At 42.8% G+C, this 18138-nt stretch carries 18 protein-coding genes; 3 read left to right on the top strand and 15 right to left on the bottom strand.

Annotated elements, in window-relative coordinates:
• Nucleotides 1–286: 286 nt before the first annotated feature.
• Nucleotides 287–1168: a UTP--glucose-1-phosphate uridylyltransferase GalU gene (gene galU, locus ACR2PX_RS28750; protein WP_434002783.1), complete on the bottom strand. Its 882-nt coding sequence runs from the start codon at nt 1166–1168 to the stop codon at nt 287–289.
• A 106-nt stretch (nt 1169–1274) separates the two neighbouring features.
• Here galU and ACR2PX_RS28755 point away from each other — a divergent pair, with 106 nt between their 5' ends.
• Nucleotides 1275–1508, top strand: coding sequence for a FitA-like ribbon-helix-helix domain-containing protein (locus ACR2PX_RS28755; protein ID WP_434002784.1), 234 nt, complete (start codon nt 1275–1277; stop codon nt 1506–1508).
• The gene (locus ACR2PX_RS28760) at nt 1495–1914 is read left to right on the top strand and encodes a type II toxin-antitoxin system VapC family toxin (protein WP_434002785.1); all 420 of its coding nucleotides are present in this window, start codon (nt 1495–1497) and stop codon (nt 1912–1914) included. Before ACR2PX_RS28755 ends, ACR2PX_RS28760 begins: the two co-directional genes overlap by 14 nt.
• A 406-nt stretch (nt 1915–2320) precedes the next feature.
• Here the strand turns inward: ACR2PX_RS28760 and ACR2PX_RS28765 are convergent, their stop codons facing one another.
• The 11 genes from ACR2PX_RS28765 to ACR2PX_RS28815 form a co-directional block, all read right to left on the bottom strand.
• The gene (locus ACR2PX_RS28765; protein WP_434002786.1) at nt 2321–3175 is read right to left on the bottom strand and encodes a sulfotransferase domain-containing protein; all 855 of its coding nucleotides are present in this window, start codon (nt 3173–3175) and stop codon (nt 2321–2323) included.
• Nucleotides 3172–6456: a glycosyltransferase gene (locus tag ACR2PX_RS28770; protein WP_434002787.1), complete on the bottom strand. Its 3285-nt coding sequence runs from the start codon at nt 6454–6456 to the stop codon at nt 3172–3174. Before ACR2PX_RS28770 ends, ACR2PX_RS28765 begins: the two co-directional genes overlap by 4 nt.
• Before the next feature lie 15 nt (nt 6457–6471).
• Nucleotides 6472–7575 (bottom strand): dTDP-glucose 4,6-dehydratase, encoded by a 1104-nt coding sequence (gene rfbB / locus ACR2PX_RS28775; protein ID WP_434002788.1) that lies wholly within the window; start codon nt 7573–7575, stop codon nt 6472–6474.
• A 203-nt stretch (nt 7576–7778) separates the two neighbouring features.
• A complete protein-coding gene (locus ACR2PX_RS28780) occupies nt 7779–8066 on the bottom strand; it encodes an addiction module antidote protein (protein WP_434002789.1) in 288 nt (95 codons plus the stop codon).
• Nucleotides 8063–8362, bottom strand: a complete 300-nt coding sequence (locus tag ACR2PX_RS28785; RefSeq protein ID WP_434002790.1) for a type II toxin-antitoxin system RelE/ParE family toxin — start codon at nt 8360–8362, stop codon at nt 8063–8065. The genes ACR2PX_RS28780 and ACR2PX_RS28785 overlap by 4 nt, the downstream gene beginning before the upstream one ends.
• A 59-nt stretch (nt 8363–8421) precedes the next feature.
• Nucleotides 8422–9300, bottom strand: a complete 879-nt coding sequence (rfbD, locus tag ACR2PX_RS28790; RefSeq protein WP_434002791.1) for a dTDP-4-dehydrorhamnose reductase — start codon at nt 9298–9300, stop codon at nt 8422–8424.
• A 2-nt stretch (nt 9301–9302) separates the two neighbouring features.
• Nucleotides 9303–9881, bottom strand: a complete 579-nt coding sequence (gene rfbC, locus ACR2PX_RS28795; protein WP_434002792.1) for a dTDP-4-dehydrorhamnose 3,5-epimerase — start codon at nt 9879–9881, stop codon at nt 9303–9305.
• A 97-nt stretch (nt 9882–9978) separates the two neighbouring features.
• Entirely contained in the window at nt 9979–10911 is a 933-nt protein-coding gene (rfbA, locus tag ACR2PX_RS28800) for a glucose-1-phosphate thymidylyltransferase RfbA (protein WP_434002793.1), read from the bottom strand.
• Nucleotides 10912–11467: 556 nt separating this feature from the next.
• Nucleotides 11468–11854, bottom strand: a complete 387-nt coding sequence (locus ACR2PX_RS28805; RefSeq protein ID WP_434002794.1) for a type II toxin-antitoxin system VapC family toxin — start codon at nt 11852–11854, stop codon at nt 11468–11470.
• On the bottom strand, nt 11841–12119 hold the full coding sequence (locus ACR2PX_RS28810) for an AbrB/MazE/SpoVT family DNA-binding domain-containing protein (protein WP_434002795.1): 279 nt from the start codon (nt 12117–12119) through the stop codon (nt 11841–11843). The genes ACR2PX_RS28805 and ACR2PX_RS28810 overlap by 14 nt, the downstream gene beginning before the upstream one ends.
• Before the next feature lie 248 nt (nt 12120–12367).
• On the bottom strand, nt 12368–14005 hold the full coding sequence (locus ACR2PX_RS28815) for a polysaccharide biosynthesis/export family protein (protein ID WP_434002796.1): 1638 nt from the start codon (nt 14003–14005) through the stop codon (nt 12368–12370).
• A gap of 256 nt (nt 14006–14261) precedes the next feature.
• Between ACR2PX_RS28815 and ACR2PX_RS28820 the strand changes: the two genes are divergently transcribed.
• Nucleotides 14262–14528, top strand: coding sequence for a hypothetical protein (locus ACR2PX_RS28820; protein WP_434002797.1), 267 nt, complete (start codon nt 14262–14264; stop codon nt 14526–14528).
• Between the two features lie 366 nt (nt 14529–14894).
• Here ACR2PX_RS28820 and ACR2PX_RS28825 read toward each other — a convergent pair whose 3' ends face one another.
• Genes ACR2PX_RS28825 through ACR2PX_RS28835 form a run of 3 tightly spaced genes read right to left on the bottom strand, consistent with a single transcriptional unit; the run spans nt 14895 to nt 17586 of the window.
• Nucleotides 14895–16136, bottom strand: a complete 1242-nt coding sequence (locus ACR2PX_RS28825; protein ID WP_434002798.1) for a hypothetical protein — start codon at nt 16134–16136, stop codon at nt 14895–14897.
• Nucleotides 16137–16156: 20 nt separating this feature from the next.
• On the bottom strand, nt 16157–16810 hold the full coding sequence (locus ACR2PX_RS28830; protein WP_434002799.1) for an ABC transporter ATP-binding protein: 654 nt from the start codon (nt 16808–16810) through the stop codon (nt 16157–16159).
• Nucleotides 16807–17586: an ABC transporter permease gene (locus ACR2PX_RS28835; protein ID WP_434002800.1), complete on the bottom strand. Its 780-nt coding sequence runs from the start codon at nt 17584–17586 to the stop codon at nt 16807–16809. Before ACR2PX_RS28835 ends, ACR2PX_RS28830 begins: the two co-directional genes overlap by 4 nt.
• Nucleotides 17587–18138 lie beyond the last annotated feature (552 nt).

Below are 18138 nucleotides of genomic sequence, written 5' to 3' on the forward strand. Positions count from 1 at the left end.
CATAATGCCAATGCCTTTTTGGAACTGAACAGTATTTTTACACATCAGATTTATCTCCAAATATAAAGGTCATCAGACGTTTAATATAGCATCTGGATTATGACGTAGGGTCGATGGTAAACAGGTAGAAGTATTGCAGTTCAAATCTGGCACTTTCGGAGAAAGCAGTATCATTCGCTCAAATTGTTTCGCAGACGTTTTTGAAGCTTTATCAAGTTCTAGGGTATGTATAACGACTGCGATACACGATATGACTATCAACTAAACCATTGTCATGCCACCAGTCTTAAGCTTCCAGCTTCAAACTCTGCAAATATTTCCTGAATTCACCATTCAGTTTCGGGTGGCGCAGTGCGTATTCAATATTGGCTTTCATATGGCCAAGTTTACTGCCACAGTCATAGCGGATACCATCAAATTCATAAGCCAATACATCTTGTTCTTTCAACAAATCAGCAATGGCATCAGTCAACTGAATTTCACCGCCAGCGCCCTGTTGGGTATTTTCCAGAAGGCCAAATATTTCAGGCTGAAGCACATAGCGGCCCACTATGGAAAGATTGGAAGGGGCTTGATCAGCAGGCGGCTTTTCAACAACACCCTGCAGTTTGTATAAACGCTTGCTGATCGTAACAGGATCAATAACGCCATAGTTGTTCACACGATCCATAGGCACTTGCTCAACGGCTACAACAGAGGATGACGAGTCCATTGCCAAGTCAACCATCGTATTCAGACAAGGTTTGTTCTCGCAGTAGATCATATCGTCAGCAAGTAACACCGTGAAAGGTTCGTTACCGACAATATCCCTGGCACACAGTACCGCATGCCCAAGTCCCAAAGCTTCCTGCTGACGTACATAAAAACAGTTCACATTTTTTGGCAGAATATTCTTAACAATACTAAGCAACTCTTGTTTGCCAGCTTGTTCGAGTTTGTATTCCAGTTCGAAACTTTTATCAAAGTGATCTTCAATGGGACGTTTTGTCCAGGAAGTAACAAAGATCAGGTCGGTGATACCTGCTGCAATGGCTTCTTCAACGGCGTACTGAATCAGTGGTTTATCTACTACGGGCAGCATTTCTTTTGGGCAGGCTTTGGTGGCAGGGAGGAAACGTGTACCCATTCCTGCAACGGGGAAGACGGCTTTTTTGATTTTGACTGGCATAAAAAATTGTTCAATTGTTTTGGGGCTGAAAAGGTGTTATCTAGCCTATCTTGCCAAAAATGATATCAATGCTATCATTTTATGTATCACTCAGCAGGACAGGAATATGGCAAATCTGATCGTACGAAACATTGATGAAAAAATAGTCAATGCCCTAAAGGCTAGGGCAGGTCAATATGGGCGCAGTGCTGAGGCGGAGCACCGCCGGATTTTAGAGTCCGCTCTATTAAAGCCAAAAAAGAAAAGTTTTACTGAAGCCCTTAAAAGTATCCCCAATACAGGCACAGACAGTGACTTTGAACGCATTAATGACGATGGTGACCGTGATGTATTTAATTGACACCAATGTTGTCAGTGAACTGCGTAAAAGGCATAGAGCAAACTCAGGTGTTCAGGCTTTTTTTCAAGCCACAGCACAGCAATCACAACAGCTGTACCTAAGTGTTATTACACTGGGAGAGCTACGCAGGGGGGTTGAAAAAATCCGTTACAGAGGTGACCAAACACAGGCTCAGCAACTGGAGCTTTGGCTAAACACCCTGGTCAATGATTACAGTGAACGTATTCTTGATTTTGGTGATACCGAAGCTCAGCTATGGGGTAAGCTGAGAGTTCCCCACCATGAAAATGCTATTGATAAACAAATTGCTGCGACTGCACTGACTTACGACCTGACAGTGGTTACTAGAAATACCCATGACTTTACAGGTACTGGTACCAAGCTACTTAACCCATTTGCAGAGTAATAAAGGCTTAAAGCTATGCCCGTTAATCTCCTTTGAGTGGAATAATTCAGACTCTTCCAGCACAGGCTTATATACCATCACTTCAATTTTTTGATTGCTGGAACCTTTCACAATTCAAAAACTGTCTCCTCGGACAAAAAATTGTGGATGTCCCAAAATGTTCTTTGATGATCTTTCTCTGACTGCCGACCCGACAATGGCATGGCAGTATGATGCGACCTTGTTAGATGCCACTCTGGATCACAATATGCACAGGATCATAAGAAGCTGGGTAAACTGGAAGCACTTGTAAAAATTAGACTGGGTGATGCGTAAGAGATTCAGGGTGTTCAAATGAACCAGAATGAGTGTTCAAGCTGACCAGAATACGCAGGTGTCCTTAAATGCTGCTATAAACGTGGGTAACTTAGTATTTCCTCCATGATGAGTGATAAAGATCGTTTTTCTTCATTTGTGTGACTGGAATCTCGAGCTTTTCTAACGCATATGCCTTCCATTCATCTGGCATCGAAAAGCTCTTTGTTTTATTTATTTTTTTATCCAACTTTTCCTTTTCAGGATATATTTCTTGTACTCCTAAGAAATTTTGCACTTCAAGGAGCATATTAATCGGGTCTTCACGAAAATCTTCAAAATACAAAATCATTATTTCTTTGTCATTTAATGATTGCTTTAGCAAATCATAATTTTTTGCATATTCTGCATTAATCCAAAAGAAATGTTGCCCTAGCAGCTCTTTAAAGTGTCTAAATCCGGCTTGAAGGGCATCATTCTCACGGTTAATCCACTTCATATGGAATTTATAATGAGACCATAAACGCTCTAAAGGATCGCGCAGTGTGTAGATAACTTTTATGTTTCTGGCTACTTTACGAACATTTTTCCAGCCATCATGGCCCATCTGGCAGTATAAGTTGGAAAAATCTGCGCAGAATTTATTTTCTGAATTCGAGTGAAAAAGTTTTTCATACCATTCATTGTCGATTTCATTAGGTTTGGCATACTCACTATACCAAGTGATTAAGTCTAAGTTTTGAGAAATGTATTCTGCATTGCCATCCGCCGTTTTTTGTAGAATTTCTTTCAGCTTTAGAATTCTACCCCTATGCTCTAATTGGTTTTCGATTCCGACTTTATTAGCAAAGTAATGGATTTCTTTCTCTGGGGTGAAATAAATATCAGGATGTTCTTTTAGGTTTTCATATAACCAAGTTGTACCTGCTTTCATTGCACCAACACTTAAAAATAAATTATCAATCATTTGTAAACCTCAAGTAAATCCTGAACCTGTTTATTCACTATACGAATATTTGATTGCTTAACTACTTGCTTAAATTTTAATGGGGTAAGATCAATCTTTTCAATGGCTTGACATATGTCAGGGAGTTTAGGGCTTACTTTTAATCCTGTTTCTCCTTCAATTACATCCTCACCAATCCCGCCAAGATCACTTGCAACAACCCAGCAGCCACAAGCGGTGGCTTCACGGGTCACAAGGCCATAGCTTTCAGGCCAGATTGACGGAGCAAACAGTACATCAATACGTTGGTACAAATCCACAATTGTTGATTGACTCACTCGGCCAATCATTGTGACAGGCACATCACCCCAACTTGTTTTATTTTCATAACCTTCTGGCTTAGAATGATCAACTATCAGCATTTCAATGTTATCAGGTTGTATATTGTCGATAGCATCTTTCAGCAAGTGGTAACCTTTGTGTGTTGACATTCCACCTATGTGACCACATACAACCTTATCCGTATACGATGTGCTTTTTGGCTTCCAATCTATCGTCGTGCTGATTCCATTTCTGTTCACTATGATTTGATTGTGACCATTTTTTCTGTATATATCAGCAAAGGCTTCAGATACTGTCAGCAAGTATTTTGCGCTATTAAGTAGTTCTCTGAAATACATCAGACGTTCGACAGAATCTGAAAAACTCACATTGTTGGGCAAGGTGCGATCTTCGTAAATATCCGGATGACCCTCTGGGTAGATTTTATTGTTACTGTCTACCAGGAATTGATGGTCGGAAATCCACCAGGCATCATGTGCTGTGATTATATATGGAATGCCGATGTCTCTTGCAGCTTCAACAACTGAAGCAGTGAGCCGCTGTACACAGTGGTAATGAATTAAGTCGGGATTTTCCAGTTCCAGGAACTGAGAAAAAAGTTTGTACATTTCCGGATCTTGTGGATGCCAGTCCATATTTTCTCTATACAGAACCGTGGAGCGATACACAGTTACGCCTTGATGCTGATACGTTGTTAATCTGTATGGAGTGGTGCAGCGATCATCTGAAGTGAAAATGACAAAGTCATAATCATCACCGTATTCCTGTTGGAGGAGGTCGAAATTATCTGAAACCACTCTTGTTGCTCCACCAATAGCCTGGGGAGGAAAAAATACATTTACAAGTGCAATTTTTTTCTTTGCTCGCTTAGTGTTGCCATTGAGCAATGTCTCAAGCTTTTCACTAAATGATTGACCTAATGATGCTACTGAATACTCATGTTGTACGCGTTGAAGTGCATTTATTGCAATCTCGGTACCTTTCTCTGGCTGAGTGATCAGAGTTTCAAGGGCTGTTAGCCATTCTTGCTTATTGCTTGCCAGAAGAGCATCTTTACCATGCTGAATAACATCACGGTAATTTGAAGTGCTGCTTAGTATTGAGGGGATGCTGAAACAGGCGGCTTCAAACCATTTCAATTCACTCTTGCAACCGTTAATTTCATCATCTTGTAGTACGGCTAAATTGATATCTGCCTGTTCAAGAAATGACCAGTAGGCTTTTACGTTGTTAATAGGTGGTATCAGCTTTAACTGTTTATTAAAACGATCCATGAAGTTAGTTGGTAGTTGCAGATACCCTGCTATTATAAGTCTCGCATGAGAATACTTCGAAAGAACTACTTCCAGTGCTGGTAAAGATTGCTCAATAAAATCACTATTATGAGCTTGGGTACCACTACCATAAAAAATATCGACTGTTTCTTTATTTGGTTTTTTATTTGCCCTAAAAACATTTTGGCTGTCAAGGCCATTGCGGTGTAACAAACACTGTTTTTTCTGTACTAATTGTTCGAGCTTTTCGCAAAGTAATTTGGTTGAAGCAATACCATATTGACAGAAACTTGCTGCTGCATAAAAGCTAGCCATTGACTTGCGTAGCTCTATGTGAGTATCGAGGCCAATATAGCCACCAAAGGTTTCTATGGTCGCAGGGTAACTCTCTTCAAATAGCAGGTCATCGATCTCGTAAAACGAAGCTTTGCCTGTTGTGTTAACTTGCGCGATGGCTTTTAAAACTTCAGGTACGGCTGGTACGCGATAGAAAATAACAACATCATGGAGAGCAAGTATGTTGCTACTTTCACCCAGCTTTAACCAATCAATAGTGCTAACATTTTTACCCTGTGACTCCAGCTGCTCTACCTTTTGATCAATCCGATAGCGCACACATTGAGGTACATGAAAGTCACCGACGATAAGGATTTTCTTTGTATTAAGATGTGTTTTTTTAGGTTTTTCTCCTGATCCAAAAAAATTGTAATATGATTCATAAATTATATTTGAATATTCTTTTGTTAGGAGTTTTAGCTTACTTCGGTTGTCCAGCGCTGCATTGACTTGAAGCTCACCCGCATTATCGTAATAGAACTTATTTATATAAGTGTCAAGTTTTTCGATAAGAGCGCTAGATGAAGGAAGTTTTCTCTTTGCAGAACACAATAATTCTACGCTTTCCTGTATTCTTCCTAGTTTTTCATAGCAGGTTAAAAGATTATCGATTAATGAAGTAGATGGTATTTCCATCTTCTCGAAAGCTTCTTCATATACTCTTTGTGCAGTTCTATAGTCTTGTTGATCAAAGTATGTATTCCCTAAATGCTCAATAATTTCCGTATTGTGCTCAAAAAATAAAGAGATCCTCCAAGCAGTACGAGCTGAAAATAAAGATCCTTGCTCGTTTGTTGATTTGTGATGCAGGAGGCAGGAAATACCAAGTTCTTTGTAAAAAAGTGCATTTTCTTTATTCGTTGGCAGTATTTTTATTGGCTTTTCTATCTTTCCGGCAAATAAATTGATAACGTCTTTCGTATCTACCGATAGATCTTTATTTTTTTTACATATTGATTGATAATCTATGTTGCTTATATCTTTATACAAATCTAGGTTTTGATCTTCGATAAGCTCATTTATTGTCCGGTAGCGTTTTTCATCTTTTCCATATTTTAGCCAATGTAATTTGGCTGCGCTCAGTGTTGAAATATCTGAGTTGCCTAAGTCAGAGTAGTATGACGTGTAGAATTCAAAGTCTAGATCAAAGTTTAATAGCTTAGAGTCTCTAATGTTACTTAGACGTTTTTCTTGCTTCCCGAATTTTTCCCAATGCTCATAAAGTTGAATGTCTGTTAAATTTGAAAGATCGGAATAAGTATCTCTATAAAAATTTAAATCTAAATCCGGATCTACTTTAAAATGTTTTTTTGTCTTTTTTCTTTTGAATGTATTTTTCACAATGTTCATTTCTACATCCTTTAATTATTTGTATTGTTCAGAGATCCAATCACGGTATGACCCATCCATAACAGCCAACCACCAGACTTCATTATTCAGATACCATTCAACCGTTTTACGAATACCTGTTTCAAAAGATTCTTGTGGCTCATAGCCCAGCTCATCTCGGGTTTTAGCCGCATCAATGGCATAGCGACGGTCATGGCCGAGGCGGTCTTTAACGTATTCGATCAGGGATGCGGAGTTTCCTGCAATAGCTGATTTGGCTTGAGGGAAGTCAGCAGGAAGCGCTTCGCCCTTGGCAAAACATTCATCCATTAGCTTACAAACGAGTTTAACAATATCAATATTCTGCCATTCATTGTGGCCACCAATATTGTAGTTCTCACCAACTCTACCCTTGTTTAGTACTAGCTCGATTCCACGTGCATGGTCTTCCACATAAAGCCAGTCGCGGATCTGTTTTCCATCGCCGTATATGGGCAAAGGCTTGTCATGCAGAATATTAGTGATAACCAGTGGGATCAGTTTTTCAGGGAAGTGATAGGGCCCGTAGTTATTAGAACAGTTGCTGATAGTCGTTTTCAGACCGTAGGTTTCATTATAGGCACGTACCAAATGGTCACTGGATGCTTTGCTGGCTGCATAGGGTGAGTTGGGTGCATAGGCCGTGTCTTCGGTGAAGGCAGGGTCTGTCAGAGACAGGGTGCCGTATACTTCGTCCGTAGAGACATGGTGGAAACGATGCTCCTTTCCATTAAGAAGATTCTCATCCAGCCAGACTTTTTTAGCGGCTTTCAACAGGCTGTGAGTGCCCATGATATTGGTTTCAAGAAAGGCATCCGGACCGGTGATGGAGCGGTCTACATGGGATTCGGCGGCAAAGTGTATCAAGGTATCGACTTTGTGGTGTCGCAGCAGCTCTTCAATCAAATTTGTATCCAGGATATTTCCGTGGACAAAGGTAAAGTTAGGATGATCTTTGACGGGATCTAAACTGGCTAAATTGCCAGCATAGGTCAGAGCGTCTAGCACTAATATGTTGTCTTGTGGGTGTTGAGTGAACCAATATTGGACAAAATTAGCGCCAATAAAACCGGCACCACCGGTTACTAAAATACTTCGCATAATTGAATAGTCGTTGTAAGAAAATATTGTCAGTTATGTCTAACTGAATCAGACTTTTTGTCTTCTTTAGTTAGACTTAGCAAGAAAGAATAAAATTAGGTTTGAGAGGCAGTATGAGTACTGGGTTTGTTTTGCCAGTGATGAGTAAACCTTGGGGAAAGACCTTTCTGGGTTACAGGCTTAATGAACCTGGATACTCTGCATCACGGCTGCGGTGTCATTGTGAGCTTGACGCCTAAAGCCTGAAGAATTCTATAAACGGTTTCAAAACGAGGTTTGGCTCCTGGGGCCAAAGCTTTATAGAGGCTTTCTCTTCCCAGGCCGGAGGAGCTGGCAATAGCTTGCATTCCTGTGGCTTTGGCAATGTCTGCAATAGCGGCCATGAGTAATTCCTGGTCACCCTCTTCAATAGCCGCGTTAAGGTATTCGGCAATGCTTTCGTTATCGGTCAGATAATCAGATACATCAAACTTTTTCAGATCATTACTCATGATGCCTCCAGCTCCTTGAGCAAAAATTTAGCCTTCTCAATGTCTCGGCTCTGGTTTGACTTGTGCCCACCATTGAGCAATATAACGATTACTTCACCTTTTTGGTGAAAGTAAACTCTGTAACCTGGGCCATAATGTACTCTTAACTCATAAAGTCCATGACGCAAGTTCTTACAGTCAACAGGTTGGCCCAACTCAAGCCGTTTCAAGGCAACTAAAATCCTTGCTTTTCCAGCATGATCTTTCATGCTGGACAGCCACTTATCAAAGGCTTTGGTGCTTTTAACAAAATGCATAGGGTAATTATGTATCCATTTGGATACATGTCAAGCTGCATCGTGTTTTCTTGTTCGCTTTAAGAAAGTTCTCTCATCGTTTCCTTTAGTGCTGCTCGCCAATGCTGTGCAGGCAGCTTTAACGCATCATAAGTAAACTGTTTGTCCAATACACTGTATGCAGGACGTTTTGCCGGGGTAGGGTAGGCAGAGGTTAGGATCGGTTTCAACGGAATGCTTTTTTTCAAAACTCCAAGGGATAGTGCTTCTTCCTGAATGGCTACAGCAAAGTCGTACCAGCTTGCTACCCCAGCGTTTGTCCAATGAAAGATAGACGGCAGTTGACAGTTCGAAGTCTGAAGTTTGTTTAAAGCTTGCCAACAGCAAACAGCAAGCGTGTTAGCTGAAGTAGGGCTGCCCATTTGATCGGATACGATACCTAACTGATTTTTTTCCTGCATCAGTCGTAGCATGCTTTTAACAAAGTTGTTCCCATGAGAGGAATAAACCCAGGCTGTACGAATCACAACAGCCTTGCTTTTCAGTATCTCAAGAACCCGGTTTTCACCTTCCAGTTTGCTCTCACCGTAGATACTGACGGGGTTGGTTGTGTCATCCACCTTATAAGGTGTGGATTGAGTACCATCAAAGACAAAGTCAGTTGATACCTGAATCATGGAGATATCATGTTTGGAGCAAGCTTCAGCCAGGAAAGCGGCACCGTTGGCATTAACTGCAAAGGCCGCTTCAGTGTCGGTCTCTGCCTTATCAACTGCAGTATAAGCGGCCGCATTGATTACTGCTTCAGGCTTATGTGTATCGAAATATGAGTTGACGGAATCCTGAGAAGTAATATCCAGCTTTTCTCGATCAGCACATAACAGCTCTATACCCTGTGGTACTGTTCTTTGCAGTTCATAGCCCAACTGCCCATTGGCACCTGTGATTAATACTCTCATCTTCATACTTCCCTTGCCCAGCTTCCGGATTCCAGCTTCCAGCTTCCCGCTTTGTCGAAAGAAATCGCATTCTTATCTTTTTCAGAAAGTAATGGTGCCGACTCTTCGATCAGTGGCCACTCTATCGCCAGTTCAGGGTCGTTCCAGGCGATGCTCAGATCATGCTCAGGGGCGTAGTAATCGGTACATTTGTAGACAAAATCAGCGGTTTCACTGGTGACATAAAAGCCATGGGCAAAGCCTTCTGGTACCCAGAACATGCTTTTGTTTTCTGCTGACAGATAAACGCCTCTCCACTCACCATAAGTTGGCGAACCTTTTCTCAAATCAACGGCAACGTCATAGACTTCGCCATGAATAACTCTTACCAGCTTACCCTGGGTGTTTTGTGTCTGAATATGCAAACCACGCAAAATCCCTTTTTTGGAGCGGCTGTGATTGTCCTGAACAAAACGGGAGGGTAAACCCAGCGCTTCAAATTTGCTGGCTTGCCAGGTTTCCATGAAAAATCCACGCTCATCACCAAACACCTGGGGCTCAATGATGACAAGACCTTCAATTCCGGTTTCTACAACGTTCATTTTATTACTCTTTACTCGGCCATGATTGTTTTAGCATAGATACCTTTCACCACAAAAAAGGTCTTGATCAGGTATTGTAATTGCTCATGGCTGTTTATCAGGCTACTGAGGTTTCGCTGCGGGAGAGCCAGCTGACACCTTCAACTTCTTCAATAATATTCAACAGGTACTCGCCGTAGCCACTCTTTCGCAGTGGTCCGGCGATTTCAAAGAGCTGCTCTGCGGTGATATACCCCATACGGTAAGCAATTTCTTCCGGGCAGGCAATTTTCATACCCTGGCGGGTTTCTATGGTTTCGATAAAAGCGGCAGCATGGAGCAAACTTTGGTGTGTGCCGGTATCCAGCCAGGTAGAACCACGGCTAATCTTGGCAACCTGCAATGAATTTTCCTGAAGGTAGCATTCTATAACTGAAGTAATCTCAAGCTCACCTCTGGCAGATGGCTTAACGGATTTAGCAAATTCTACAACACGACTATCAAAAAAGTACAAACCGGTCGCTGCATAATTGGATTTAGGATGCCGGGGTTTTTCTACAATAGACAGAGCTTTGTCATTCTCATCCAGCTCTATTACCCCATAAGCTTGCGGATTGCTGACATGGTAACCAAAAATAGTGGCACCCTGTTCAATATGATCCGCTTTTTGCAACAATCGGGAGAATTTATGCCCGTAAAACAGGTTGTCGCCCAAAATCAGAGCGCAGCTGTCATTGCCGATAAAATCTTCAGCCAGTATAAAGGCTTGAGCCAGACCATCAGGCGATGGTTGGGCAATGTACTCAAGCTGAATGCCCCACTGTGACCCGTCGCCCAGAAGGCGTTGAAATCTGTGTTGCTCATCCGGAGTGGTAATAATGGCTATTTCTGTGATACCTGCCAACATGAGAGTAGACAGTGGATAATAAATCATCGGTTTGTCATAAACCGGCATTAACTGTTTACTGACTACTTTGGTCAGCGGATATAAACGAGTACCGGAACCACCCGCAAGAATGATTCCTTTTCGATTCGTTGTGTATACAGACATACTATGTCCTTAATAATATTGTGGGTTCGGCAAGAGTTAAGAAAGAGTTAAAAAAGAATCAACCTTTGATTCACCCCAGCGGTTTTCTAAGTCGAATCTGCGACTGATTTTTCGTTTGGAAATTTCATCAATTAATACTTGCTATTACAAGCTCAACACTACTGCCGTACTCATAGCGACCTGATAGATCACCTGCATAATATCGCTGGTGTACTGCATGGTTTTTTCATCTGCTTGCGGCATAACAAGAATTTCATCTCCGGGTTTCACATCATACTGGGCTAAACCGCTACTGAACCAACCGTCCTTGTACTCTTAATGGCGTTGTTTTTGCTGAGGTTCTTTTATTTTTTTGCTTTTTACTCGGCCATGATTGGTTAAGATACGTTTTTTCATTCGTGAGAGAGTGTCAGTCATAGAGTGTCAGTCATAGAGTGTCAGTCATAGAGAGTGAGTCATAGAGAGTGAGTCATAGAGAGCGTCAGTCATGTTGGCGACTCTCTTCATTTTCTGCTCTTACAAGCTCAACAAAAAACGCTCATGCCGTTTGCGTGAGTTATGCCTTGTTCATCAGGCTGAATGCATCAAGGCGTGAAGCTTTACGATCAAATGTCCAGGTGGTTTGGCATTGCAAGCCGTTATGGTGCCCGATCATAGCATCAGCAAAATCAAAACCTTTAGAATAATCGTCCAGTGCGCGTAATACCGCTTGCCGATCCTGGGTGACAAATCGTTGTAAGCTGATGACTGCTCTGAGCATTTCGTGCTGATGCTCACGCTCGACCTGATAGAAGTGTGTTAAAACCCAAACGGTTTCAACCAGTACTACCGGGCTGAGAAATATATGCTTACTGTTTGTTAACAGTTGAATGCTTTGTTCGTATTGTTTCAGGTCATCTTTGACGAGATATCTGACAAGTACGTTGGTATCAATGCCTTCCATCAGAGGTATCCTCGTTATCCTGCCAAGAGGAAGAAGCGCCCTTTATGATGGATTGCTCCATATCTTCCATTGAAGCTTTGCGCCCATTGGTTAAGTTTGCCAGACAGCCCCCCAAGGCTTCAATATCGTCACTTAAGGGGGTTAAGGTAATAACGCCTTCCTTTTCTTCAAACAGAATTTTGTCCCCTGGCTGAAGCTGAAACTTGGCTCTTAGATCACTGGGAATTGTGATTTGCCCTTTGCTGGTTATTGAGCTGGTAGACATGCCGGTTTTCTCTGAAAGATGGTATTACTTAAAGTAATACCTGATATGGGCGTTGTCAAAAGCACCGTTTTAAAACACAAGAAAACACCATCGCCTTTCAAAATATCATGTTTTTGTCAGCGTTCGGCAACTGCTCCTCGGTAACTGCTCCTGCGTTACCCTATCTCCTGCTTCCTTGCAGTCGTGCGTTGCTCTATCTCCTGCATCCGTGCAGTCGTTGCTCTCCCCGGTCACTGAGTGTCATGCCGTTATAAGCTGAGTACCACCGCCGTACTCATAGCAACCTGGTATATAACCTGCATGATATCGCTGGTGTACTGCATGGTTTTTTCATCTGCCTGAGGCATAACAAGAATTTCATCTCCGGGTTTCACGTCATACTGGGCTAAACCACTACTGAACCAGCCGTCGTTATATTCTATGCGTGAAATGGTGCCGTCACGATGAAGGATCAATACTCGGGACTGGTCTGCTTTTTGGGAGTAGCCACCTGCTGCCGAGACGTAGTCGTTTATAGTTTTACCATTGTCGAATACCATGGCATTTGGAAACATGACTTCGCCGTATATCTGAATCAGGACCGTTTTATTAGGAATAACGATTCTGTCCTGATCTTTCAGCAATACATCCATGCGGGTTTCATTCTGGCCTAATAATACTTGGCCACGAGGTTCTGCCTTGCGGGCTCTTTCTACAAACTGAAGGATCGATTCTGCATCCGATTTTCTTAGATTCGCTTCACCGATACTCTTACTACGCGCTGCTAAAGCAGCTTGTTCTAATTGTTGCAACTGAACTTCCAGCATTCCTTTCTGACGTTTGGCTACTGACTCTCTGAAGAGTTGCATAGCTTCCATGTTGGAGCGGGAATTTGGGGAGAGTTGAGTCATCAAGTCTTTGATCGTGCTGCCATAAGGGAGAATATAAATTGCCTGCCCGTTGTGTTCTCCTTCAACAGAAACACTGATGGTTCCGGGCATTTTGTCAGAGACCACAGTAACTTCATCACCACTTTGAAGCAGTGTGTCGGTGGTTTCAGTCATAGGAAGGTATTCAACGTTGCGCTTGGCCATTTGATTTCTGGCAATACGTACGTGTGTGGCTTCAGGTAATACACCGACCATGTCCAGAGCGTTTCTCAGGGAGGTCTGGCCATTGGCAAATTCTATCTGGACCGGGTTTTCCACAAGCCCATCAAAGGCCGCTACACCTTGACGTGTTTTAACAACCAGAGTGTCGCCATCGCCGAGCTGGACTTGCTCAATGGTACCTGAAAGAAGAAACTCATAGAGGTTAAAGGTGGCTCGAGTTTCACCGTTTCGTTTTAACTCTACGTTTAGAAAACTACCAGATTCTGGACGAATGCCACCGGCTTTTGCCAGAAAAGCCAGTATCGAATCAGACGAAAAACCACCGTACAAACCAGGAGATTTAACAAAGCCCGTGACAAACAGTTTTACAGGTTCAGCTGCATTCAAGCTGGCATAAAGGTTCACGTTTTTTTGATAAACACTGCGAACTTTTTTCTCTATGACATTATTGAGATCTTTGTTAGCAACACCTTGCAGCTGAACTGGGCCTACCTGGGGAATGAAAACGTTGCCTTGGGCATCAACCGTCAATTCAACTGCTACTTCATAGGCGCCCCACATTTGCAGGGTGACTCTATCACCTATTGCCAGAGTGTATTCCGGGTTGAAGCCTTTGAATTCGGCTTGCTTAAACCCTTCAAACAAGTTTTGACCGAATACCGGACGAAGGGTGGTGTTTTCTATCAGTTCAGGGCCGGCTGTTTCTGACTCAGAGGTTTCCGGTAGTGCTGAAGTGGCATAAGCAGCCATGCTCAGTATGAGAGCGGCCGTTGATGTAATAAGTTGTAGTTTCATAGTCTTTCAGTCTGGGAAGGCGAGAATGCGTGAACGATTCGCTTTTTTATTGGAGTTTGGTTCAATCAAAACACACATTGAAAATGTAAATATAAAATCATGACTTGCACGAAACGACTTCAGGCATGCGATCAGAATCAGCTTGTAGATACTGTGTCTGGCGTGTCTGGTGTGTCTGGCGTGTCTGGTGTCTCTGTGCTGTCACCATTGTCTGCTATGCTCATAGCTCAAACAACAAACGATAAGAGTATGCCGTATGAGTCTCGAGGCCGATGTACAAGAGTTAAGGTCAAAACAAAATACACTGGATGCAGCATTTACCAATATGATGAAAGTCATCGGTGGTACACACGAGGTTGTAACTCTGATTCTCAAGGAGCAGCTTGAAATGCGCAAGGAGCAGCTTGAAATGCGCAAGGAGCAGATTGGAATGCGTAAGGAGATGATAGAGTTCAGGAAAGAGACTAAAGAAAATCTCAAACAAATTGAACTTCTTGTACGTCAAACGCACTCCAACCACTAACGCGCTACCAAACTGATTATACCCATCGCCTTTCAAGATGCTACGTTGTTGTCAGCGTTCGGCAGCTGCTCCTGCGTTGCTCTATCTCCTGCATCCATGCAGTCGTCGGCAACTGCTCCTGCGTTGCTCTATCTCCTGCATCCATGCAGTCGTCGGCAACTGCTCCTGCGTTGCTCTATCTCCTGCATCCATGCAGTCGTCGCTCGCCGGGATGGCGGACCACCCGATCACCTACTATTTGCAGGCTCACAGGGATTCGCTCTCTTGCCGCCTGGTAGCATCTTGAAGTCCAATGGGTATATACCTGTAAACGCAGGGTTAGTGCGAACCTCAAGAGGGGGGGCGAGTCACACATGGGTACGATGTTCAGTCACGGTGCTCATAGACTGTGGCGCGAATCATTCGGGCCAGGGCAAAGAGCATAAGCAAAATCAGCAGTATATTTGTCAGTGAGTAAGCTACTCTGGGATACTTGGCATCTTGAGCCTGGTAGGGACTGCTAACGACTACCAGCTGCTTTAATTTTCGACTGGCTTCTGTGCGTGTGCTTTCCAGCGCGACCAGTGCAGACGTGTATGCCTGTGTGGCCAGATCAAGGTCCAGCTGTAATTCCTGTTGTCTGGCGGCAAGGTCATTCAACGATGTGGTGCCACTGTCAACCAGTTTGTCTTTTTCCGTGGTAATCTGAGATTGAAGCGCACGAATCCGTTGTTGCAGTGCAATGACTTGTGCTGAATTTTTATTCAGGTAGGAAGTCAGAGTCTGGAATTCTGTTTGATTTCTAACCAGTTCCGCTTGAAGTTCATTCATAATACCACTGAGTGCCACGCCTTGTTCTTCAACACTGAGAAGGCCGGTTTCGTTCTGGAAATTTAACAGTCTGCGAGTAAAGTCTTTGAGCCTCTGTTCTGCCAGCTCAACCTCTGAACGTACAAATTTTAATTGTTCATTGGCCATATTGTGACTTATTTCATTAACAAAGCTTTCACTCTTTATCAGAATCAGGTCGGTGATTTGCTTGGTAAATTCAGGTTCAAAGCCTTGAACCTCCATGTCCAGCATACCATTGGTATCGTTGTATCGAACATTAATATGGCTGCGGTAGAAGTCGAGAAAGTCTTCCTGGCTGGCAGACGGGGAGAGTCTGGATATCCAGTCGGCTGATTCCATGTAATGTTGTTTTAAACCCAGTTTTTGGTCGAGGTAGTTCAGCATATCCGGCGACTGAATAAAGGTTTCCAGTATCCTCTGGTCGTTGCTGGCCTGCGGAGTAACACCAAACAGGCTCAGGCCTTCAATGGATCCTCCACCTGAATCGCTTCTTTCGATGAGAAAGCTGGCTTGTGAAACATAACGATCCGAAGCAATGAGTGTGTAGTAAATAGTACAGAGCAGCCATGGACAAATCACAATAGCCGTAAACCACTGCCCCGTTTGATGAGTTAGAAATGTGGCCCTGAGTTTGTGAGCAAGCTTGAGCTTTTCTAATTTCTTTTTGATGGTAGATGCATGGGAGCTGGATTCCTTGTTCTCCAGTGGAGATCGAAGCGCTGTGTTCTTGACGAAAGGCTTTTCTTCTAAGGGCGGTGCTTGAATAGTGTCTGGCATAGTGTAGTAGTTAGGTAAATTTACATGGAGTTATAAGCGGCAATAGCATCGTCTATGCTGTCGTGAACGTGGATAGAGCCATCTTTTATATAGATGCCAATATCACACTGCCGCTTTAGCTCATTGATGTTATGTGAGACAAAAAGAAAGTTGGCAATTCCTTTTTTAGCGTCAAAAGTTTTACGGCATTTTTCTTTGAATCGTTTGTCACCAACGGCTGTCAGCTCATCTATTAAGTAGTAGTCGAAGTCAAAAGCCATGCTGACAGCGAATGAAAACTTGGATCGCATTCCGGACGAGTAGCTTTTGAGTGGCATCTCAAAAAAGTCATCTAGCTCTGAGAAGCTTTTAATGTATTCGATCTTTTCCCTGATTTCGTCTTTGTCTTTACCGTAAATTCGGCAAATAAATTCAGCGTTTTCTCGGCCTGTCATACTGCCTTGGTAGCCAGAGAGACCTAAAGGCCATGACACGTTGCCTTTTGTTTTTATGCTGCCTTTATTAGGGAAATCCACCCCGGCAAGGAGCCTCATTAAAGTGGACTTGCCACTACCGTTGGCTCCAAATACTCCGATGTTTTTATCGCCCGGCAAAACAAGGTCTACATCCTTAAGAATGTAATGACGCCCTTGGGGAGTAGGGAAGTATTTTGTGACGTTATTGAAGGTGATCATTGGGTCAGCATCCTGCGCCAGTTGGCCCGGAGCATCAATAAGCCTAAAGTTAATGATGTTAAGGCCCACATCTCAATGTATTCAAGGCTAAGCAGACTTGTATCATAATCGTATGAGAAGCTGGAGCGCATAAATTCAAAAACATGAATTAGTGGATTCCACAGTAGGAGTTCCTGTGCGCTGGAAGGCAGTTCATTGATTGAAAAGAATGTGCCCGAAATAAACATCAATGGTCTTAGCAGGGCGGGTATAAATTTACCAGGCTCAGGGTAAAGTGTATTTATGACTCCAAATAGTAATCCAAGCCCAAATGCGATAATACTCAACAAAAAATAGGCGTAAATGAACATTAGGGTATTCACCAAACTGACTTCATAACCCACCCACCAGGTGATGAGAATGATCCCGACTAGAACAATGAAAGATGTGACACACTCAAGTATGAAGCGGGTCAGAAAAGCATCGAAGACCCTTACCTGACGGTATATCAACAGATTTTTGTTTGCGTTTACGGCACTCATAGACTGCATTATAACTTTCTTGAAATAAAGAAAGGGGGCAATGCCGGTTGCCAGAAACAGTGGGACTTCGAGTCCGCCTACAGAGACTCTGCCACCAAAGTAGAATAGGCCCATAAAAACAGCAATTTGCAACAAGGGCTCAATAAAGGCCCAGGCAATACCAAGGCGATAGGTGCCAAAGCGCGTTTTCAGTTCTCGAATTAATAGGGCATGCAGTACAGCATACTGAATTTGTATGGGGGATCTTGATTGCATTAGGAATGAGGTCAGCCGGTTTAAACGATAGGCAGGTTCAGAGCGGCACTTCGTTTTGGATTATGTATTCAGGCACGCTACCGCCCTTCGATTTTTGCATCATGGGTTGTCATACAACAAACACGAGCACGCATATACTGAAACAGCGAGATTTGGATTTGGCTGAGTACTATAAGGTTTATGTCGTGTTCAGGTAATTGTGTTTAAGCACACTTGTTTAATATCTATATTTGTGCATTTGTGCGATGGCGGGGATTTATGTTTATTGATAATAATAGGATTAAAGTGGCCTTGGCATGGAGCCAGCATGGCTCTCAGTTTTCCATTACCTATGTGCATAGTCTTGTCCATAGAATGCAGTGCATACGTATAAATTTTGTGCAATATAAACGATATATTTTACTGATGCAAGTAATGCAGTAAAGGTCCTTAAGTCCCGCTTAACGATCTGAAGAAGTAAGACAGAATGAACTGAAAGGAGCGCCCTCTGTGCTGTTCAGGCAAAATACCTGTGTTAATAACAATGCACTTGCAAGGTGCTACACAGGGACG

The organism is Endozoicomonas sp., from assembly GCF_051008435.1.
Lineage (GTDB): Bacteria > Pseudomonadota > Gammaproteobacteria > Pseudomonadales > Endozoicomonadaceae > Endozoicomonas_A.